Here is a 17,453-nt window from a genome sequence, read left to right as displayed (position 1 = left end):
CTCCAAAATGTGACGCGGCTTTCGTGGCGGTACGGGCCGGGGGCGCGGAGCTGGGCCATGATCAGCGCCTTCTTCGCGCTGTGCGCCCTGCTGCTCCCGGCTTCGCCGCCCGCCCGCGCCGACACGCCCCTGGACCTGGACGCCCGCGGCCGCATCACGGACACGGTCGGCGCCCTCGGGCGCCGCCGCGCCCAGGTCGAGGCCGCGCTCGACCGGCTGCACACCGCCCACCACATCCAGCTCTACATCACCTACGTCCACGACTTCTCCGGCCGCCCCGCGCGCAAGTGGGCCGACACCACCGCCGACCGCAACGGCCTCGGCCCCGAGGACATCCTGCTGGCCGTCGCCACCAACACCCGCGCCTTCGCCGTCTCCGCCGACCACGGCCTGCCCCTGAGCCGCACACAGCTCGCCCACGTCGCCGCCGAGGCCATCACACCCGCCGTCCGGGAACACGACTGGGCCGGGGCCGCCATCGGCGCCGCCGACGGCTATTCCGCCGTGCTGCGCGGCGAGCCCGTACGCCCGCCCCCCATCCGCCCCGGCCCCGGCGACCCCGGCGGCGACGGCCTCGTCCCCGGCGCCCGCGGCACCTGGATGCCCGTCGCCGGCGCCGCCGCCCTCTGCCTGGGCGGGCTCTACGCCGCCACCCGGCGCGGCCGGTCGGCCCGCCGCCGCCGGGCCGGCGTCGTCTCCCCCGACCGCCCCGTCATCGCCACCACCACCGCCCCCGGGCTCGCCCGGCTCGCCCAGCCCCTCACCCCACTGCCCGAGCTGGACGCCGAGGCCGCGCACAGCCTCGTGGCGACCGACGACGCGGTGCGCACCAGCGCCGAGGAGCTCGTCTTCGCCACCGCCCAGCTGGGCGAGCGGGCCACCCGGCGCTTCACCGAGGCCGTCGCCTACGCCCGGGGCGAGCTCGCCGACGCCTTCCGGCTCCGCCAGCGCCTGGACGAGGAGCCGTACGAGGACGAGGGCATCCGGCGCCAGGTCCTCGACGAGATCTGCTCCCACTGCACCAGCGCCAACCGCCGGCTCGACGCCGAGTCCGACGCCTTCGACCGGCTGCGCGGCGTACGGACCGGCGCCGCCGCCGTCCTGGAACGCGCGGAGGCCGCCGTACGCGCCCTCGAACCCCGCGTCGGCGCCGTGGAGGCCGCCCTCACCGCGCTCGCCCGGTGCCGCGCCGGGCCGGACGCCGCCCTCGTCGCCGGCCACCCCGCACGGGCCCGCGAGCGCCTCGCCTTCGCCGGCGCCGCCCTCGCCGAGGCCCGCTCCGCGCTGCTCACCGGCACCCCGGTCCGGGCCGCGGCCTCGCTGCGCACCGCCGAGACCGCCCTCGCCCAGGCCCGCGCCGTCACCGCGGCCGCCCTGCGCCGCCTCCACCTCGCGACCCTCGCCCCGCCGCCCGGCCGGGCCGCCCGCGCGCTGCTCGCCGCCCGCGCCGAGGTGTCCGCGGCCGCGGACTACATCGCCACCCACCGCGGCGCGGCCGGCTGCCCGGCCCGGACCCGGCTGGCGGCCGCCGAACGGCGGCTGGCCACCGCCACGACCGCCGCCGAGGCGCTGCGCGCCGCCGATCTGGCCGCCGCCGCGCGCGCCCTGGCCGAGAAGGACGTCGCGGACGCGGCCGGCCTGGGCTGCGTCGTCCTGGCCGGGCTGCTGCCGGCCGCCTTCGGGGGCGTACGGACCCGGGGCCGGCTGACGGGCTGACGGGCCGGTGGCCCGCGCCCCCGCGTCAGTACAGGCTGAGCAGCGCCTCCACCGCGTCCGGTGCCGGGGAGCCCTCCTCCGGCAGGCCCAGCTCGAACCAGACCGTCTTGCCGTGCGGGATGCGCCGGCTGCCCCAGGCCGCGCTGAGCAGGCCGACGAGCTGGAGGCCGCGCCCGCCCTCGTCGGTGTCGCGGGCCCGGCGGCGGCGGGGCTGGACATGGCCGCCGTCCCAGACCTCGCACACCAGGGTGCGGTCCAGCAGCAGCCGCAGCCGGATCTCGCCCTCGCCGTAGCGCAGCGCGTTGGTCACCAGCTCGCTGACCAGCAGCTCGGTGGTGTCGACCAGGTCGTCCAGGTCCCAGCTCTCCAGCTTCTCCCGGGCCAGCTCGCGGGCCCGGGCGACCGAGCGGGGCTCGGGCGGCAGGGTCCAGTCGCCCACGCAGTCGGGCGGCAGGCCGCGCAGCCGGGCCATCAGCAGGGCGATGTCGTCCTCGCCGTGGTGGGTGTCCAGGGCGCTCAGGACGTGGTCGCAGACGTCCTCCAGGGGCCGCTCCGGGTCGAAGAGGGCCTCCCGGAAGGCCTGGAGGCCCTCGTCGAGCGGATGGTCGCGGGACTCGACCAGCCCGTCGGTGTAGAGGGCGAGCAGGGCGCCGTCGGGGAGCTCGATCTCGGTCTCCTCGAAGGGCTCGCCGCCCACGCCCAGCGGCATGCCGGGCGGCACCTCCAGCAGCTCCGCGGGCGCCCCGGCCTCGACCAGCACCGGGGGCAGATGACCGGCGTTGGCGACCGTGCAGCGCCGGGTGACCGGGTCGTAGACGGCGTAGACGCAGGTGGCGAGGTAGACCTCGGACAGGTCGGCGGGGCGCACGCTGCCCCGTACGCCGCGCGAGGCGGACTGCTTGCCGCCGGGCCGGCCCAGGCCGTGGGCGATCTCGTCGAGGGCGGAGAGCACCTCGGCGGGCTCCAGGTCGAGCATGGCCAGGGTGCGTACGGCGGTGCGCAGTTCGCCCATGGCGACGGCGGCCCGCAGCCCGCGGCCCATGACGTCGCCGACGACGAGCGCGGTGCGGTGCCCGGGCAGTTCGATGACGTCGAACCAGTCGCCGCCGACCTCCGTGGCGGCGTTGCCGGGGAGGTAGCGGCAGGCGATCTCCACCCCGGCGGCCTCGGGGTCGCCGGGCGGCAGCAGGCTGCGCTGGAGGATCAGGGCGCGCTCGTGCTCGCGGCGGTAGAGCCGGGCGTTGTCGATGCAGACGGCGGCCCGGGCGGCGAGCTCGACGGCCAGGGCGGTGTCGCGCTCGCCGAAGGGCTCGCTGCCCTTGGTGCGGGAGAACTGGGCGAGGCCGACGACGGTGTCGCGGGCGACCATCGGCACGGCGAGCGTGGAGTGGACGACGGCGCCCAGCTCGGGCCCGTCGTCGCCCTCGCGGCCCGGGACGACCTGGACGTGGGCGGTGCGCAGCGCCTGGGCGCAGGGCGAGTGGAAGGGGTAGCGGTGGACCTCGCCGACCTGGATGGGCTTGGCGTCGGCCTCGTCCAGGGGCGCCCCGGAGACCGCGCTGGAGTAGGCGACGCGGCGCAGTTCGGCGCTGCCGTCGGCGAGGCCGGGCGGGGCCTCGTCGCCGACGAGCAGGCCCTGGTAGAGGTCGACGGAGGCCAGGTCGCAGAACTGCGGGACGGCGACGTCCAGGAGTTCGCGGGCGGTGGTCTCCAGGTCGAGGGAGTTGCCGATGCGGGCGCCGGCCTCGTTGAGGAGCGCGAGGTTGCGGCGGACGCCGGCGGCCTCGCGTTCGGCGCGGCGGCGGCCGGTGACGTCGGTGGCGATGGCGGCCACCCCGATGGGCCGTCCGCTGCCGCTGTGCAGCCGGTAGAGGGAGACGGACCAGCGGCGGCGCTCGTTCTGGCCGGGCACCGGGCCGACGAGCTGGAGGTCGGCGACGGGCTTGCCGCTGTCGAGGACCTGGCGCAGGGCCGCGGTCAGCCGGTCGGCCTCGCCGCGGGGCAGGAAGTCGTGGGGGGTGCGGCCGCGGTGCCAGTCGGCGGGCCGTCCGAAAGTCTGCGCGAAACTCTCGTTGACGCGCAGCAGGGTGAGATCGGTGCCGAAGAAGAAGAAGCCGAGCGGAGATTGGCCGAAAACGGCTTCCGACGCGGCGATGTCCGTCTCTATTCCGCGCAGGGCCCGTACGTCGACGGCCACGCAGAGGGCGGCGCGGTCGCCGTCGCCGTTCTCACTGGGCATCACATAGATCTCGGCGAGGCCCTGTTGGCGGTCGTCCCGCTGGTAGGGGACGAGCCCGGTCCAGGCCTTGCCGTCGAGGCCGCCCTCGGTGAGGAAGGGCGGGGCCGGGCGGGGCGGGTGGTGGCGGGCGTCGGCGGGCGCGAACACCTCCAGGGGGTTCCGGCCGACGGCGTGCCGGGCAGCTATTCCGAAGAGCTCGCTGGCCCGCCGGCTCCACTGCTCGATCCGGCCGTCGGAGTCCAGGGAGAACGACGCCACGCGGATGTGGTCGTACAGCGACCCGGGCGGGCTGTTCTGCCACAGCGAAGTGGCGTCCGTACCGTCCGACCTGCCCGCAGTCCCCGCTGGCTTTTCGCTCACGTGCCCGTCCCCTCCGGCTCATGTGCTCGCACCGGCATCAGAAGGCCGAGTATCCAGCACGGGGGCCCTTCGGAACACGGACTTCACGATCACAGCACGGTCTCAACCCGCTATGTCTTCTCCCCGGGTTACTAACCGGGCAGACCGAGCTCGAACCACACCGTCTTTCCGGTGGTACCCGGGCGGGTTCCCCAGCGCCGGGAGGCCAGTGCCACGAGCTGCAGTCCGCGGCCGCCCTCGTCGTCGGGTTCGGCCACCCGTTCGCGGGGCGGATCGGGGAGCGGATCGGAGACTTCCACGAGCAGGCTGGGGCCGGCGTGGGAGTACATACGGACGCCGATGGGGCCGCTGGCGTACCGCAGGGAGTTGGTGACGAGCTCACTGACGAGCAGGACGGTGACATCGGTGACGTCGTCGAGGCCCCACTCGCGCAGGGTGTCGCGGACGAGGGTGCGGGCGGTGCGCACGGCGGCGGCGTCGGCGGGGAAGCTCCACTCGGCGAAGCCGGGTGTCCATTCCAAGGTCCCTGCGCTCTCGCTCACGCCGACCACTTCCCAGACCGCTGACGCCCCCACGCCGGCATGTCCGGCTTTGGGGCTAATAATCAGCACATACCCGGTATAGGGGTCGGACTATCGCCCCGCAGGGCTCCATCCACGAGCGTTGCGACGTTCGGCGTAGAGCGAGGCCCTGGGCACTGCCCGGGAGCGCCTTTCGGGCCTCGATCGGATCCCGGTCAGGCCCCGGTGGCGAGCAGCCGGGCCGCGAGGGCCACCGCGGGGCGGTCCTGCTCCAGCCAGTCGACCTCGCCCACGCGGTCGGGGGTGAGCCAGCGCAGCTCGTCGTGGTCCTGGAGCGGACGGGGATCGCCGGCCGCCAGCCGGGCCGTCCAGACCTGGAGGACGTAACCGGGCTTCAGCGGCCACTCCCCCGGGACGCGCTCCAGCGGCTCGGTCTCGACGCCGAGCTCCTCGCGCAGCTCCCGGACGAGCGCCTCGGGAGCGCTCTCGCCGGGCTCCAGCTTGCCGCCGGGCAGCTCCCACCGGCCGGCCAGCTCGGGCGGGGCGCTGCGCCGTGCGGCCAGCAGCCGCCCCTGATGAAACACCGCTCCACCCACCACCACACGCACTGTCGCCATGGAGGGAAAGCGTAGGGCCCGGCACCGAGGGTGCCGGGCCCGGGGCGACGCCGGGCCTGGGAAGCGCCGCCCCGGGGGCGCACTCCCGGAGCCGTACGCGCGCTCCCGCGCGCCCCCGCTCCGGGAAGCGACGATGTCACCCCTTAGGGGAGGGCGCGCCCGACCCGCTCGACTATGTACAGGCGGCGACGGCCTTCCGCGTCCAGCCGGTCGGCCACGCGCTCCGCCTCCGTTCTGGTGGCGTAGCGCCCGACGCGGTAGCGGTTGCCGTTCTCGTCCTGGCGGATCACCAGCCAGGGCAGGACCGGTCCGGTGTCGTTCATCGCCCCTGCCCTCCCGTCGCCGCGCGCACCGGCGCACGCCCTTCGGTGACTTCCGAAGAAACCGCAGTCCGCATATGCCCGAGCGTACGCCCGACCTTTACGCAGCGGATACGGGTTTTCACGAAGAGGTACGCATTCGGCCACCCGTGAGGGTTACTTGGCCGGAGCGAGCTCCGCCTCGTCGGTCTCCTCGACCGGGTGGACGTCCTTCATTTCCTGCTCGACCTGAACAAGCGTCGGGTTGCGCCACGCGCTGCGCACACCCCACACGTAGAAGGTCAGCGCGATCAGGACAACGACGGCGATGTCGACGCCCTGCGGCAGGTAGCCCTTGCCGCCGAACTCGGTGCCACCGGCCCACGAGACCACGGCCATGACCAGCAGGTACGTGACCATCCAGGCGCCGGCCATCAGGTGCGGCTTCAGCTCGGCCCAGGGCTTGCGCAGCTCGTACCAGGCCCAGATCGGCAGACCGATGGCCATGATGAAGATGACCTTGCCCGTCAGCGGCCAGCGGGCCCAGTACATGACCAGGGAGCCGAAGATCATCGCGATGGGGGCGATGACCGGCATGGCCTTCAGCTTGACCGGGCGCTTCATGTCCGGCGCGATGCGGCGCAGCGACATCACGGCGACGGGGCCGGTGATGTACGAGATGACCGTGGCCACACCGACGATCTCGGCGATCGAGCCCCAGCCGCGGAAGACGGCCAGGAAGACGAAGGAGATCGCGAGGTTGAGCAGCAGGGCCGGCTTCGGGACACCGGTCTTGGGGTCGACCTTGCCGAAGACCTTCGGCAGGTGGCCGTTCTCCTGGACGCCGTGGATCATGCGCGAGGTGGTGGCCGCGTAGATCATGCCGGTGCCGGAGGGCGAGATGAAGGCGTCCGCGTAGAGCAGCAGCGCCAGCCAGTTCAGGCCCCAGGTGATGGAGAGGTCCGCCAGCGGGGACTTGTAGGCCAGGGTGTTCCAGCCGCCGGAGAGGTCCGCGGCGGGCACGGCCATCAGGAAGGCGATCTGGAGCGCGATGTAGATGACCAGCGCGATCAGGATGGAACCGACGACGGCCTTCGGCAGCGACTTGCCGGGGTTACGGGCCTCGGCGGCCATGTTCAGCGGCGACTGGAAGCCGTTGAAGGCCCAGACGATGCCCGCGACGGCGACGGCGCTGAAGACGGCGCTCCAGCCGTTGGGGGCGAAGCCGCCGTGGGCGGAGCCGACGTTGCTGGTGTCGAAGTGCGCGAAGATCAGCGCGCCCGCGGTCAGGGCGGGGACGACGACCTTGAACACCGTGATCGCGTTGTTCGTCTTGGCGAACAGCGTGATCGCGAACCAGTTCAGGAAGAAGTAGAAGACGACCAGGACGCTGGCGGCGGCGAGGCCGGTGCCGGTCAGCTCCTTGCCGTCGAACAGCTTCGCCGCCCAGTCGAACTTCCACGAGCTCATGTACTGGATGGACGCGGTCGCCTCGCCGGGAATGACGGAGACGATGGCGATCCAGTTGGCCCAGGCGGCCATGTAGCCGGCCAGCGAGCCGTGCGAGAACTGCCCGTACCGCACCATGCCGCCCGCCTTGGGGAACATCGAGCCGAGCTCGGTGTACGTCAGGGCGATGGTCAGGGCCACGACGGCACCGATGACCCAGGCAAAGATGGCGGCCGGGCCGGCGAGCACTGCGGCGCGTTCAGCACCGAAGAGCCAACCGGAGCCGATGATCGACCCGAGGCCGACGGCGGTCAGCGCCGTCGTGCCGAGGGTCCGGCGGTAATTGGAGTTCGAACCCTGTTCGGTACTCAAAGCCCCGGATCTCCTTTGCTTTCTAACTCCCCCACGGCAGGACACAAACCGCGCCATCGTACGAGCGATTTGGCCGACTTGATTCCGCCTAAGGGCTCTGACCTGGGGCTATGTGAGTTTTACAACAGTAAGGAGAGGTGGGGGAATCTAGACGAAACTCGGACAAAGGCCGCAGTTCCTACTCGCTGGTACGGACCAGCGGCCAGGGCCGTGACGCTGACTCGCGAGTCAGTTCACACGTGGTTCACGCCTACTTCACCGGGAGGTGGTAAGCGACCCGGAACCGCTCGGCGAGCATGACCACGTCGGCCGTCTCCACCGGGCAGCCGCCCGCGAAGTACGTCCGGGAGACCACCAGCACACAGTGGCCGGGCACCCCGCCCAGCGCGAGCGTCTCCTCGGCCAGCCCCGGGCGGGCGCCGACCTCCTCGGTGACGTTGTCCACGATCAGGTCGATGGCGGCCATCCGCTCGACCACCCCGCGCCCCGCCAGCGGCCCCTCCTCGGGCAGCATCACGGGCGTACGGCCGGTGATCGCCAGGGGCTCCCAGGAGGTGGAGAGCATGGTCGGCTCGCCGCCGGAGCGGAAGAGATAGTCCGTGCGCATCACGCGGTCGCCGGGCCCGATCCGCAGCCGCCGGGCGACGGCGGCGTCGGCCACGCCCTGCTCGCTGCGGGACTCCCAGGTGCCCTTGACCCGGTCGTCCGCCTGCTCCTGGCGGAACGGCGTGGACTCCCCCACCGCGCGGTACCCCGTACGCACCACGGCACGCGGCACGGGCTGCTCCCGGACGTACGTACCCGACCCGGAACGGCCCTCGACGAGCCCCTCGGCCATCAGGACCTTGCGGGCCTCCAGGGCGACGGTGTCGGAGACCCCGTACTGCTCACGGATCCGGGCCTGGGAGGGAAGGCGGGTGTGCGGCGGCAGCTCACCCGCGACGATTTTCTGCCGGAGATCGCCGGCGACGCGAAGGTATGCGGGCTGGTCACCGAAGGCCACGTCCACTCCCAAGGGGTTGACAGTCCGCAACAGCTTGGCAACCGAAGGTTGCGGTCCGCAACTCTAGGCCAAGGAATCACCGGATGTGGTGAATTGCAGCTCAGCGGTGCGTAGGTGAGATCGCCGGGCACATGCGAGGAGCATTCACCGGCGGCAGTTCCGCATCTATGCGGGAATGAGGGGCAAGTCTCCATAAAAGGCTCCTCGCCGGCGATCCCGCGCCGCGCGCCACGCCCGGTCGCTACGGTGGGGCCATGACCGCACTGCCCGACTGGATGCGCCCACCGCGTGCGGAAGGCTGGTTCGCGGAGGACCTGGACAACCTCCCCGAGGCACCTCGCCACACCGAGCTGATCGATGGAGCCCTTGTATTCATGATGTCGCCCCAGCGCTGGTGGCACGGAGAGATCGTCACCGACCTCAACCTCGCCCTCAGGGCACAATCTCCGGCAGGCTTCACGATCGGGCGGGAGATGACCATCCGCCTCGACGAGCGAAACCGGCCCGAACCGGATCTGCTGGTGACGACGGCCGAGTTCAACGGAGACCGCACCTGGTTCACCCCGGACGAGGTACAGCTCGTCGTCGAGGTCGTCTCCCCCGAGTCCGCCCACCGTGACCGCATGGTCAAGCTCCACAAGTACGCCGAGGCGGGCATTCCCCACTACTGGTGCGTCGAGGACGAGGGCGGAGCCCCCGTCGTCCACGTCTACGAGCTCGACGAGCCCACCCGCACCTACGCCCCCGCCGGCATCTTCCGCGGCACCCTCAAGCGCCCGGTGCCGTTCGAGGTGAGCCTGGACCTGGACGGGCTCGTCCCGCCCCGGCGCGCCTGATCGCAGGAGGGGCCGGGCTCCCCGAGCCCGGCCCTTTCCACGTCGCGGCACGGCTCGCGTTGTGTACACATGGCACACTCGGTACGCTTGAGCGCATGACGCAGCCGCTGCCCATAGAGTCCATCCGTGACGTGCGCGCCCACCTGGCGGAAGTCGTGGAGCGTGCGGACCGCGACGACGTGCCCACGGTGATCACGCGCCGGGGCAAGCAGGTCGCCGCCGTCGTGTCGATCGAGGTCCTGCGCAAGTACCAGGAGTGGGAAGAGCGCGAGATCAACCGGATCATCGACGAGCGCATGGCGAACTCCTCGCCGGGTATCCCCATCGAGGACGTCATGAGGGAGACGCTGACGCGCAGTGAGTGACTACCGCACCGTCTTCCGGCCCGAGGCGCAGGCCGAGCTCCGCAAGATCCCGCGGGACATGGCCCTCCGCATCCTGGCCAGGCTGACCGAGCTGGAGAGCGACCCCCTGGGGTTCAACACCACGGCTCTCGTCTCTCAGCCCGACCGGCGCCGCCTCCGGGTGGGCGATTACCGCGTGATCTACACGATCGACAACGGCGAACTGATCGTGTGGGTGGTACACATCGCGCACCGTTCCACCGTGTATGGCGCCTGAACGCGTGAGGGGCCGGACTCCCCGAGTCCGGCCCCTCAGCGCATCGCGGCGTCCGATCAGACGTTGAAGCGGAACTCCACCACGTCGCCGTCGGCCATCACGTACTCCTTGCCCTCCATGCGGGCCTTGCCGGCGGAGCGGGCCTCGGCCACGGAGCCGGTGGCGACCAGGTCCTCGAAGGAGATGACCTCGGCCTTGATGAAGCCCTTCTGGAAGTCGGTGTGGATCACACCGGCCGCCTCGGGGGCCGTGGCGCCCTTCTTGATCGTCCAGGCGCGGGACTCCTTGGGGCCGGCCGTCAGGTAGGTCTGGAGGCCCAGGGTGTCGAAGCCGACGCGGGCCAGCGTGGCCAGGCCGGGCTCCTCGGCGCCCACGGACTGGAGCAGCTCCATGGCGTCCTCCTCGTCCAGCTCGGCGAGGTCCGCCTCCAGCTTGGCGTTGAGGAAGATGGCCTCGGCCGGGGCGACCAGCGCGCGCTGCTCGTCCTTGAAGGCGTCGTCCGTCAGCTCGTCCTCGTCGACGTTGAAGACGTAGAGGAACGGCTTGGTGGTGAGCAGGTGGAGGTCGTGGAGGAGCTCGGCCTTCTCGGAGCCCTGGACGATGCCGGCCGAGAAGAGGGTGGTGCCCTCCTCCAGGAGGGCCTTGGCGGCCTCGACCGCCGCCACCTTGGGGGCGACGTCCTTCTTGATCCGCATCTCCTTCTGGAGGCGCGGCAGGACCTTCTCGATGGTCTGGAGGTCGGCCAGGATCAGCTCGGTGTTGATGGTCTCGATGTCGTCCTTCGGCGAGACCTTGCCGTCGACGTGGACGACGTTCTCGTCCTTGAAGGCGCGGATGACCTGGCAGATCGCGTCCGACTCGCGGATGTTCGCCAGGAACTTGTTGCCCAGGCCCTCGCCCTCGGAGGCGCCGCGCACGATGCCCGCGATGTCGACGAAGTCGACGGTGGCCGGCAGCACCCGCTGCGAGCCGAAGATCTCCGCGAGCTTGGTGAGCCGGGCGTCCGGGACGCCGACGACGCCCACGTTGGGCTCGATGGTGGCGAACGGGTAGTTGGCCGCCAGGACGTCGTTCTTGGTCAGGGCGTTGAACAGGGTCGACTTGCCGACATTGGGCAGACCGACGATTCCGATCGTGAGCGACACGTGACGACTTCCCGTTTGTTCCGTAGGAGCGAGGGGTTCGCGCCCCGTGACGCGCCCGGTCCACCAGTCTACGGGTCCGGTCGCGCACGGTCCCCGCACGGAGGATGGCCCGAACACACGGCCAAGCCGGTGGTACCGGCGTGTCCAAGGCCGGATTCCACGACCGCCCGCACCTAGTTTGGTCGCGTGGAGCAACCCAGCACGCGCATCCCCCAGCGCAAGGTGCGGCGCGGGTCCCCCGTGCCCCGCCCCGCCGTGCCCGTAGGACAGAGCCGCGGTGACGCCTCGCAGCGTCCCCGCCGCCCGGCCGCCCCCCTGGTGCGGCGCCTGCCCCCGCCCCGCCTCACCGGGCTCGGCGGCGGGCTGCTCACCACCGTCGCGATGGTGGGCGTCGGCGCCTTCGACGCGGCCTTCCTGGGCGGCTCGCCCCGCGTCTACGGCGTCTTCTTCGTGATCGCCAGCGCCGTCTGCGCCCTGTGGGTGCGCCCGGCCGAGCTGATGGCCGCGCCCGTGAGCGTGCCGATCGCGTACGCGGCCGGCGCGGTGCCCGTCAGTGACGGTGCGGGCGGCCTCGGCAGCCGGCTGATGAGCCTGGTGACGATGCTGTCGCTGAGCGCCGGCTGGCTCTACGCGGGCACCCTGCTGGCCGCGCTGATCGCGCTCGTCCGGCGGATCGCGCTGGTCAAGCTGCGGCAGCGGGCCCGGCGGGAACAGCGGCAGCGGCCATCGCGGCCCCCACGATCCCCGCGTCGTTCTCCAGCTCGGCCGGAACGACCTCGGCGCTGACGCCCTCGATCAGCGGCAGGAACTTCCCCGCCTTCCGGCTGACCCCGCCGCCGATCACGAACAGCTCGGGCGAGAAGAGCATCTCCACGTGTGCCAGATAGCGGCCCACGCGCTTGGCCCAGCGGCTCCAGCTGAGGTCCTCGTCCTCCTTGGCGCGCGTGGAGGCGCGGGTCTCGGCGTCGTGGCCGCGCAGCTCCAGGTGGCCGAGCTCGGTGTTGGGCACCAGCCGGCCGTCGACGAAGAGGGCGCTGCCGATGCCGGTGCCGAAGGTCAGCACGATCACCGTGCCGCGGCGTCCGCGCCCGGCGCCGAACCGCATCTCGGCCAGCCCGGCCGCGTCCGCGTCGTTGAGCACGGTCACCGGGGTGCCGAGCCGCTCGCCGAGCAGCCCGGCCGCGTCCCGGCCGATCCACTCCGGGGCGACGTTCGCCGCCGTGCGGGTCGTACCGCCGACCACCACGCCGGGGAAGGTCACCCCGACCGGCCCGTTGGGCGTGCCGAAGTGGGCGACGACCTCATGGACGCCGTCGGCGACCGCGTCCGGGGTGGCCGGACGCGGCGTGAGCACCTTGTACCGCTCCTGTACGAGCGCGCCGCGCCCCGGGTCGACCGGGGCGCCCTTGATGCCGGATCCGCCGATGTCCACGCCGAATACGTCCATGCCCAGCAGCGTAGGCGCGGGCGGCGCTGATCACCCCTCGGTGACGGCGGCCTTCGCCTCGGCCCGCAGGTCGCGGCGGAGCTCCTTGGGCAGGGAGAAGGTGATGGACTCCTCGGCGGCCTTGACGGTCTCGACGTCGCTGTAGCCGCGCTGCGCCAGCCACTCCAGGACGCCCTCGACGAGGATCTCGGGGACGGAGGCACCGGAGGTCACGCCGACGGTGCTCACGCCCTCCAGCCAGGCCTCGTCGATCTCCTCGGCGTAGTCGACCAGGTGGGCGTCGCGGGCGCCGGCGCCGAGCGCGACCTCGACCAGGCGGACGGAGTTCGAGGAGTTCTTCGACCCGACCACGATGACCAGGTCCGCCTCGGCGCCCATCCGCTTCACCGCGATCTGGCGGTTCTGCGTGGCGTAGCAGATGTCGTCGCTGGGCGGGCTGAGCAGGTTGGGGAACTTGCCCTTGAGGGCGTCGACGGTCTCCATGGTCTCGTCCACCGACAGCGTGGTCTGGGACAGCCACACGACCTTGTCCGGGTCGCGGACCTCGACCTTGGCCACGTCGTCCGGCCCGTCCACGAGCGTGATGTGGTCCGGGGCCTCGCCGCTGGTGCCGATGACCTCCTCGTGGCCCTCGTGGCCGATCAGGAGGATGTCGTAGTCCTCCTTGGCGAAGCGGACGGCCTCCTTGTGGACCTTGGTCACCAGCGGGCACGTGGCGTCGATGGTGGCGAGCTTCCCGCGCGCCGCCTCCTCGTGGACGACCGGGGCGACGCCGTGCGCGGAGAAGATCACGATGTTGCCCTCGGGCACCTCCGCCGTCTCGTCGACGAAGATCGCGCCCTTCTTCTCCAGCGTCTTCACCACGTACTTGTTGTGCACGATCTCGTGCCGTACGTAGACCGGGGCGCCGTACTGCTCCAGGGCCTTCTCGACGGCGATCACGGCACGGTCCACGCCCGCGCAGTAGCCACGGGGGGCGGCGAGCAGAACCTTGCGGGCGGGGGTAGCTGTCATGCGGTCCATCGTAAGGGCCCGGTACCACCGGCGTGGCCCGCCCGCCGCCCGGCCGGGGCGCCCGAATACTGGGCCCATGGCCGGACCCTCCCCCGCAGCCGGCGGCGGCTCCCTCCGCCGGACGCTCTCCTTCCGCGACCTGGTCGTCTACGGCCTGCTGTTCATCGCCCCCATGGCGCCGGTGGGTGTCTTCGGCACCCTCGCGGCGAAGGCGCACGGGGCCGTCGCGCTGGTCTACGTGGTGGCGACGGCCGCGATGGCGTTCACGGCGTACTCCTACGCGCAGATGGTGCGCGTCGCCCCGCGGGCCGGCTCGGTCTACACGTACGCGCGGGTCGGCCTCGGCGAGACCGCCGGGTTCGTCGCCGGCTGGATGGCGATGCTCGACTACCTCCTCATCCCCGCGGTCGCCTATCTCTTCTCCGGCATCGCCCTCCACGCCCTCGTCCCGTCCGTGCCCTCGTGGGTGTGGACCGCCGTCGCCGTGGTCGTGACGACGGGCCTCAACCTCACCGGCGTACGGGCCGCCGCGCGGGCCGGCTCCCTGGTGCTGGCCCTGGAGGTCGCGGTGCTGGTCGTCTTCGTCGCCGCGGCCTGTGTCGCGCTGGCCGAGGACGGCCCCCGCCGCGGCTGGCTGGCGCCGCTGACCGGCGAGGGCGGCTTCGACGCCGCGGCGGTCATCGGCGCGGTCTCGGTGGCGGTCCTGTCCTACCTGGGCTTCGACGCGATCGCCTCGTTCGCCGAGGAGGCGGCGGGCGGCTCGGAGAAGGTGGCGCGCGCCGTCGTCACGTGCCTGGCGCTGGCGGGCGTGCTCTTCGCGGCGCAGACCTACCTCGCGGCGCTCCTGGCGCCGATGACGCCCGCCGATCTCGCCGCCCGGCCGGGCACCCAGGGGGCGGCCTTCTACGAGACGGTCGACGCGGCGACCGGCACCTGGCTCCACGACCTGGTGGCGGTCAGCAAGGCGATCGGCGCCGCGTTCGCCGCGCTGGCGGGGCAGGCGGCCGCGGGCCGGCTCCTCTTCGCCATGGCCCGCGACCGGCGGCTCCCCGCCGCCCTGGCGAAGGTCGACCGCGGCTCGGGCGTGCCCCGGACCGCCGTGCTGGGCGCGGCGCTGGTGACGCTGCTGGCCGCCGTGTGGGCGGCCCGGCGGGACGACGGCCTGGACCGCCTGGTGTCCGTCGTGGACATCGGGGCCCTGACGGCCTTCGGGCTGCTGCACGCGTCGGTGATCGGCTGGTTCGCGGTCCGGGGGCGCGGGCGGGAGGTCGGGGTGGTGCGGCACGTGATCGTGCCGGTGCTGGGGCTGATCGTGGTGGTCGCGGTCATCGCCGAGGCGGCGCCGGCGGCGCGGCTGGTGGGGGTGGTGTGGCTGGTGGCCGGGCTGCTGGTGCTGGGGGTACGACGGGTGGCGGCCGTGCGGGGGGCCTGACGCGCCCCGGGCCCGGCAGGGGCACCGAGCCTCAGCCGGCAGGGGCACCGAGCCTCAGGGGGCGCCCCTCCGGCCGGCCCCCGGCCGATACGCTCGCCCCATGGCCCAGACCACCTCGCCCGACGCCCCCCTCCCCGTAGGCCAGGTCTCGCGCCTCATCGGCGGGTGGATCGACCGCCTCGGCGCCGTCTGGGTCGAGGGGCAGATCACCCAGCTCTCCCGCCGCCCCGGCGCCGGCGTCGTCTTCCTGACGCTGCGCGACCCGTCCCACGACGTCTCGCTGTCCGTGACCTGCTACCGGGCCGTCTTCGACCGCGTGGCCGACGTCGTCTCCGAGGGTGCCCGGGTCGTGGTGCACGCCCGCCCGGAGTGGTACGCGCCGCGCGGCCAGCTGTCGCTGCGCGCCGCCGAGATCCGGCCGGTGGGCGTCGGCGAGCTGCTGGCCCGGTTGGAGCAGCTGAAGAAGTCCCTGGCGGCCGAGGGGATCTTCGACGCGGACCGCAAGCGGGCGTTGCCGTTCCTGCCGCAGCTGATCGGCCTGGTGTGCGGCCGGGCGTCCGCGGCCGAGCGGGACGTGCTGGAGAACGCCCGGCACCGCTGGCCGGCGGTCCGGTTCGAGGTGCGCAACGTCCCCGTGCAGGGCGTCCACGCGGTGCCGGCCGTCATCGACGCGGTCCGGGAGCTGGACGCCCACCCGGAGGTGGACGTGATCGTGGTGGCGCGGGGCGGCGGCAGCGTCGAGGACCTGCTGCCGTTCTCGGACGAGCAGCTGGTCAGGGCGGTCTCGGCGTGCCGGACGCCCGTCGTGTCGGCGATCGGGCACGAGCCGGACACCCCGCTGCTCGACCTGGTCGCGGATCTGCGCGCCTCCACGCCGACGGACGCGGCGAAGCGCGTCGTACCGGACGTGGGCGAGGAGCTCACCCGGGTGCGGCACCTGCGCGACCGGGCCCGGCGCTCGGTGACGGCGCACCTGGACCGCGAGGAGCGCGGCCTGGCGGCGGCGCGGGCGCGGCCGTGCCTGGAGCGGCCGGGGCGGATGGTGGACGAGCGCGCCGAGCAGATCGACGCGCTCACCGACCGGGCCCGCCGCACGCTGGGGCACCTGCTGGACCGGGCCCACTCGGAGCTCACCCACACCCACGCGCGCGTGGTGGCACTGTCCCCGGCGGCGACGCTGCGCCGCGGCTACGCGGTGCTCCAGCACGCGGACGGGCGGGTGGTCCGGGCGGCGGACGAGGTGGAGCCGGACGAGGAGCTGCGGGCGCGGGTCGCGGAGGGCGCCCTCACGGTGCGGGCCGTGGCCCCGCCCCCCGCATAGGCTGTCGGGCATGGCGACGACGACACCGGACGGGAACGCGGACGCGCTGGGCTACGAGCAGGCCCGGGACGAGCTGATCGACGTGGTGCGCAGGCTGGAGGCCGGCGGCAGCACGCTCGAGGAGTCGCTGGCGCTGTGGGAGCGCGGCGAGGAGCTGGCGCGGATCTGCGGCCGCTGGCTGGACGGCGCCCGGGCGCGCCTGGACGCGGCGCTGGCCCGGGAGGAGGCCGAGGAGCAGGGCGGGGAACGAGGCCAGGGCGCCGCCAACGGCGATTAAACCCGGGGCGGTTGTGACGTCCGTCCCACCCGGGCCCATTTAGTTGAAATTTCACATACCGATTCCTACAGTGGTGGCATGACTTTCGCTCTTGACTCCGCCGCCCAGGACCTCCTCTTCCGCGAGGCCCACACCGCCAACACCTTCTCCGACGAGCAGGTCTCGGACGAGCAGGTCCAGGCGATCTACGACCTGATCAAGCTCGCCCCCACCGCCTTCAACCAGTCGCCGCTGCGCGTCGTGCTGGTCCGCTCCGCCGAGGCCCGCGAGCGCCTGATCCCGCTGATGGCCGAGGGCAACCAGGCCAAGACGGCCGCCGCCCCGCTGGTCGCCATCCTCGCCGCGGACAACGAGTTCCACGAGGAGCTGCCGGCCCTGATGCCGCACTTCCCGCAGGCCAAGGACCTCTTCTTCAGCGAGCGCCCGGTCCGCGAGGGCTCCGCCGCGATGAACGCCGCCCTCCAGGCCGGCTACTTCATCCTCGGCGTCCGCGCCGCCGGCCTGGCCGCCGGCCCGATGACCGGTTTCGACTTCGGCGCCGTGCAGAAGGAGTTCCTGGACGGCGACCACACCCCGCTGATGATCATCAACATCGGCAAGCCGGGCGCGGACGCCTACCGTCCGCGCTCGCCGCGCCTGTCCTACGAGCAGGCCGTGACCACCGTCTGACGACGGCGGCACACCGGCACCACGGCGGGGGGGGGGGGGGGGGGGGGGGGGGGGGGGGGGGGGGGGGGGGGGGGGGGGGGGGGGGGGGGGGGGGGGGGGGGGGGGGGGGGGGGGG

Annotated in this window: 18 protein-coding genes; 9 read left to right on the top strand and 9 right to left on the bottom strand. The window is 73.0% G+C overall.

Annotation, left to right across the window (positions count from 1 at the left end; all coding sequences use genetic code 11):
* The first annotated feature begins 9 nt into the window (after positions 1–9).
* Positions 10–1,716, top strand: a complete 1,707-nt coding sequence (locus AC07BS_RS30730) for a TPM domain-containing protein (RefSeq protein WP_478642937.1) — start codon at positions 10–12, stop codon at positions 1,714–1,716.
* 25 nt (positions 1,717–1,741) lie between these two features.
* On the opposite strand, the gene AC07BS_RS30725 is transcribed toward AC07BS_RS30730, so the two are convergent.
* The 6 genes from AC07BS_RS30725 to AC07BS_RS30700 form a co-directional block, all read right to left on the bottom strand.
* A complete protein-coding gene (locus AC07BS_RS30725; RefSeq protein WP_478642940.1) occupies positions 1,742–4,315 on the bottom strand; it encodes a SpoIIE family protein phosphatase in 2,574 nt (857 codons plus the stop codon).
* 131 nt (positions 4,316–4,446) lie between these two features.
* Positions 4,447–4,866, bottom strand: coding sequence for an ATP-binding protein (locus AC07BS_RS30720; RefSeq protein WP_478643242.1), 420 nt, complete (start codon positions 4,864–4,866; stop codon positions 4,447–4,449).
* A gap of 185 nt (positions 4,867–5,051) precedes the next feature.
* Complete coding sequence (locus AC07BS_RS30715; protein WP_478642943.1) at positions 5,052–5,453, bottom strand: (deoxy)nucleoside triphosphate pyrophosphohydrolase; 402 nt, start codon at positions 5,451–5,453, stop codon at positions 5,052–5,054.
* A 143-nt stretch (positions 5,454–5,596) separates the two neighbouring features.
* Entirely contained in the window at positions 5,597–5,776 is a 180-nt protein-coding gene (locus AC07BS_RS30710; RefSeq protein ID WP_478642946.1) for an SPOR domain-containing protein, read from the bottom strand.
* A gap of 153 nt (positions 5,777–5,929) precedes the next feature.
* Positions 5,930–7,573, bottom strand: coding sequence for an APC family permease (locus AC07BS_RS30705; protein WP_478642948.1), 1,644 nt, complete (start codon positions 7,571–7,573; stop codon positions 5,930–5,932).
* A 250-nt stretch (positions 7,574–7,823) separates the two neighbouring features.
* The gene (locus AC07BS_RS30700; protein ID WP_478935137.1) at positions 7,824–8,576 is read right to left on the bottom strand and encodes a GntR family transcriptional regulator; all 753 of its coding nucleotides are present in this window, start codon (positions 8,574–8,576) and stop codon (positions 7,824–7,826) included.
* A 254-nt stretch (positions 8,577–8,830) separates the two neighbouring features.
* On the opposite strand from AC07BS_RS30700, the gene AC07BS_RS30695 reads away from it, so the two are divergent.
* From AC07BS_RS30695 to AC07BS_RS30685, 3 genes are all read left to right on the top strand, one after another.
* Positions 8,831–9,412 carry a Uma2 family endonuclease gene (locus tag AC07BS_RS30695; RefSeq protein WP_478935136.1) on the top strand — a complete coding sequence of 194 codons (582 nt, stop codon included), beginning with the start codon at positions 8,831–8,833 and terminating at the stop codon, positions 9,410–9,412.
* 95 nt (positions 9,413–9,507) lie between these two features.
* Positions 9,508–9,777, top strand: coding sequence for a type II toxin-antitoxin system Phd/YefM family antitoxin (locus AC07BS_RS30690; protein ID WP_478935135.1), 270 nt, complete (start codon positions 9,508–9,510; stop codon positions 9,775–9,777).
* Positions 9,770–10,033: a type II toxin-antitoxin system RelE family toxin gene (locus tag AC07BS_RS30685; protein ID WP_478642955.1), complete on the top strand. Its 264-nt coding sequence runs from the start codon at positions 9,770–9,772 to the stop codon at positions 10,031–10,033. The genes AC07BS_RS30690 and AC07BS_RS30685 overlap by 8 nt, the downstream gene beginning before the upstream one ends.
* Positions 10,034–10,089: 56 nt before the next feature.
* On the opposite strand, the gene ychF is transcribed toward AC07BS_RS30685, so the two are convergent.
* Positions 10,090–11,178: a redox-regulated ATPase YchF gene (ychF, locus tag AC07BS_RS30680; protein WP_478642957.1), complete on the bottom strand. Its 1,089-nt coding sequence runs from the start codon at positions 11,176–11,178 to the stop codon at positions 10,090–10,092.
* A gap of 186 nt (positions 11,179–11,364) precedes the next feature.
* Here ychF and AC07BS_RS30675 point away from each other — a divergent pair, with 186 nt between their 5' ends.
* Positions 11,365–11,964 (top strand): DUF6542 domain-containing protein, encoded by a 600-nt coding sequence (locus tag AC07BS_RS30675; protein ID WP_478642960.1) that lies wholly within the window; start codon positions 11,365–11,367, stop codon positions 11,962–11,964.
* Here AC07BS_RS30675 and ppgK read toward each other — a convergent pair.
* Together ppgK and AC07BS_RS30665 are read right to left on the bottom strand one after the other, a co-directional pair.
* Positions 11,861–12,625 (bottom strand): polyphosphate--glucose phosphotransferase, encoded by a 765-nt coding sequence (gene ppgK / locus AC07BS_RS30670; protein WP_478935134.1) that lies wholly within the window; start codon positions 12,623–12,625, stop codon positions 11,861–11,863. The genes AC07BS_RS30675 and ppgK overlap by 104 nt on opposite strands.
* 30 nt (positions 12,626–12,655) lie before the next feature.
* Positions 12,656–13,648 (bottom strand): 4-hydroxy-3-methylbut-2-enyl diphosphate reductase, encoded by a 993-nt coding sequence (locus tag AC07BS_RS30665; protein ID WP_478935133.1) that lies wholly within the window; start codon positions 13,646–13,648, stop codon positions 12,656–12,658.
* Positions 13,649–13,715: 67 nt separating this feature from the next.
* On the opposite strand from AC07BS_RS30665, the gene AC07BS_RS30660 reads away from it, so the two are divergent.
* The 4 genes from AC07BS_RS30660 to AC07BS_RS30645 all read left to right on the top strand — a co-directional run bounded on the left by AC07BS_RS30660 (position 13,716) and on the right by AC07BS_RS30645 (position 17,338).
* Positions 13,716–15,071: an APC family permease gene (locus tag AC07BS_RS30660; protein WP_478642969.1), complete on the top strand. Its 1,356-nt coding sequence runs from the start codon at positions 13,716–13,718 to the stop codon at positions 15,069–15,071.
* Positions 15,072–15,171: 100 nt separating this feature from the next.
* On the top strand, positions 15,172–16,392 hold the full coding sequence (xseA, locus tag AC07BS_RS30655) for an exodeoxyribonuclease VII large subunit (RefSeq protein WP_478935132.1): 1,221 nt from the start codon (positions 15,172–15,174) through the stop codon (positions 16,390–16,392).
* A 10-nt stretch (positions 16,393–16,402) separates the two neighbouring features.
* A complete protein-coding gene (locus AC07BS_RS30650) occupies positions 16,403–16,669 on the top strand; it encodes an exodeoxyribonuclease VII small subunit (protein ID WP_478642974.1) in 267 nt (88 codons plus the stop codon).
* Positions 16,670–16,747: 78 nt separating this feature from the next.
* Positions 16,748–17,338: a malonic semialdehyde reductase gene (locus tag AC07BS_RS30645; protein WP_478642977.1), complete on the top strand. Its 591-nt coding sequence runs from the start codon at positions 16,748–16,750 to the stop codon at positions 17,336–17,338.
* Positions 17,339–17,453: the final 115 nt, after the last annotated feature.

The sequence above is a fragment of the Streptomyces sp. NPDC044063 genome (genome assembly GCF_056434285.1).
This window is presented reverse-complemented; position numbering and strand designations above follow the sequence as displayed.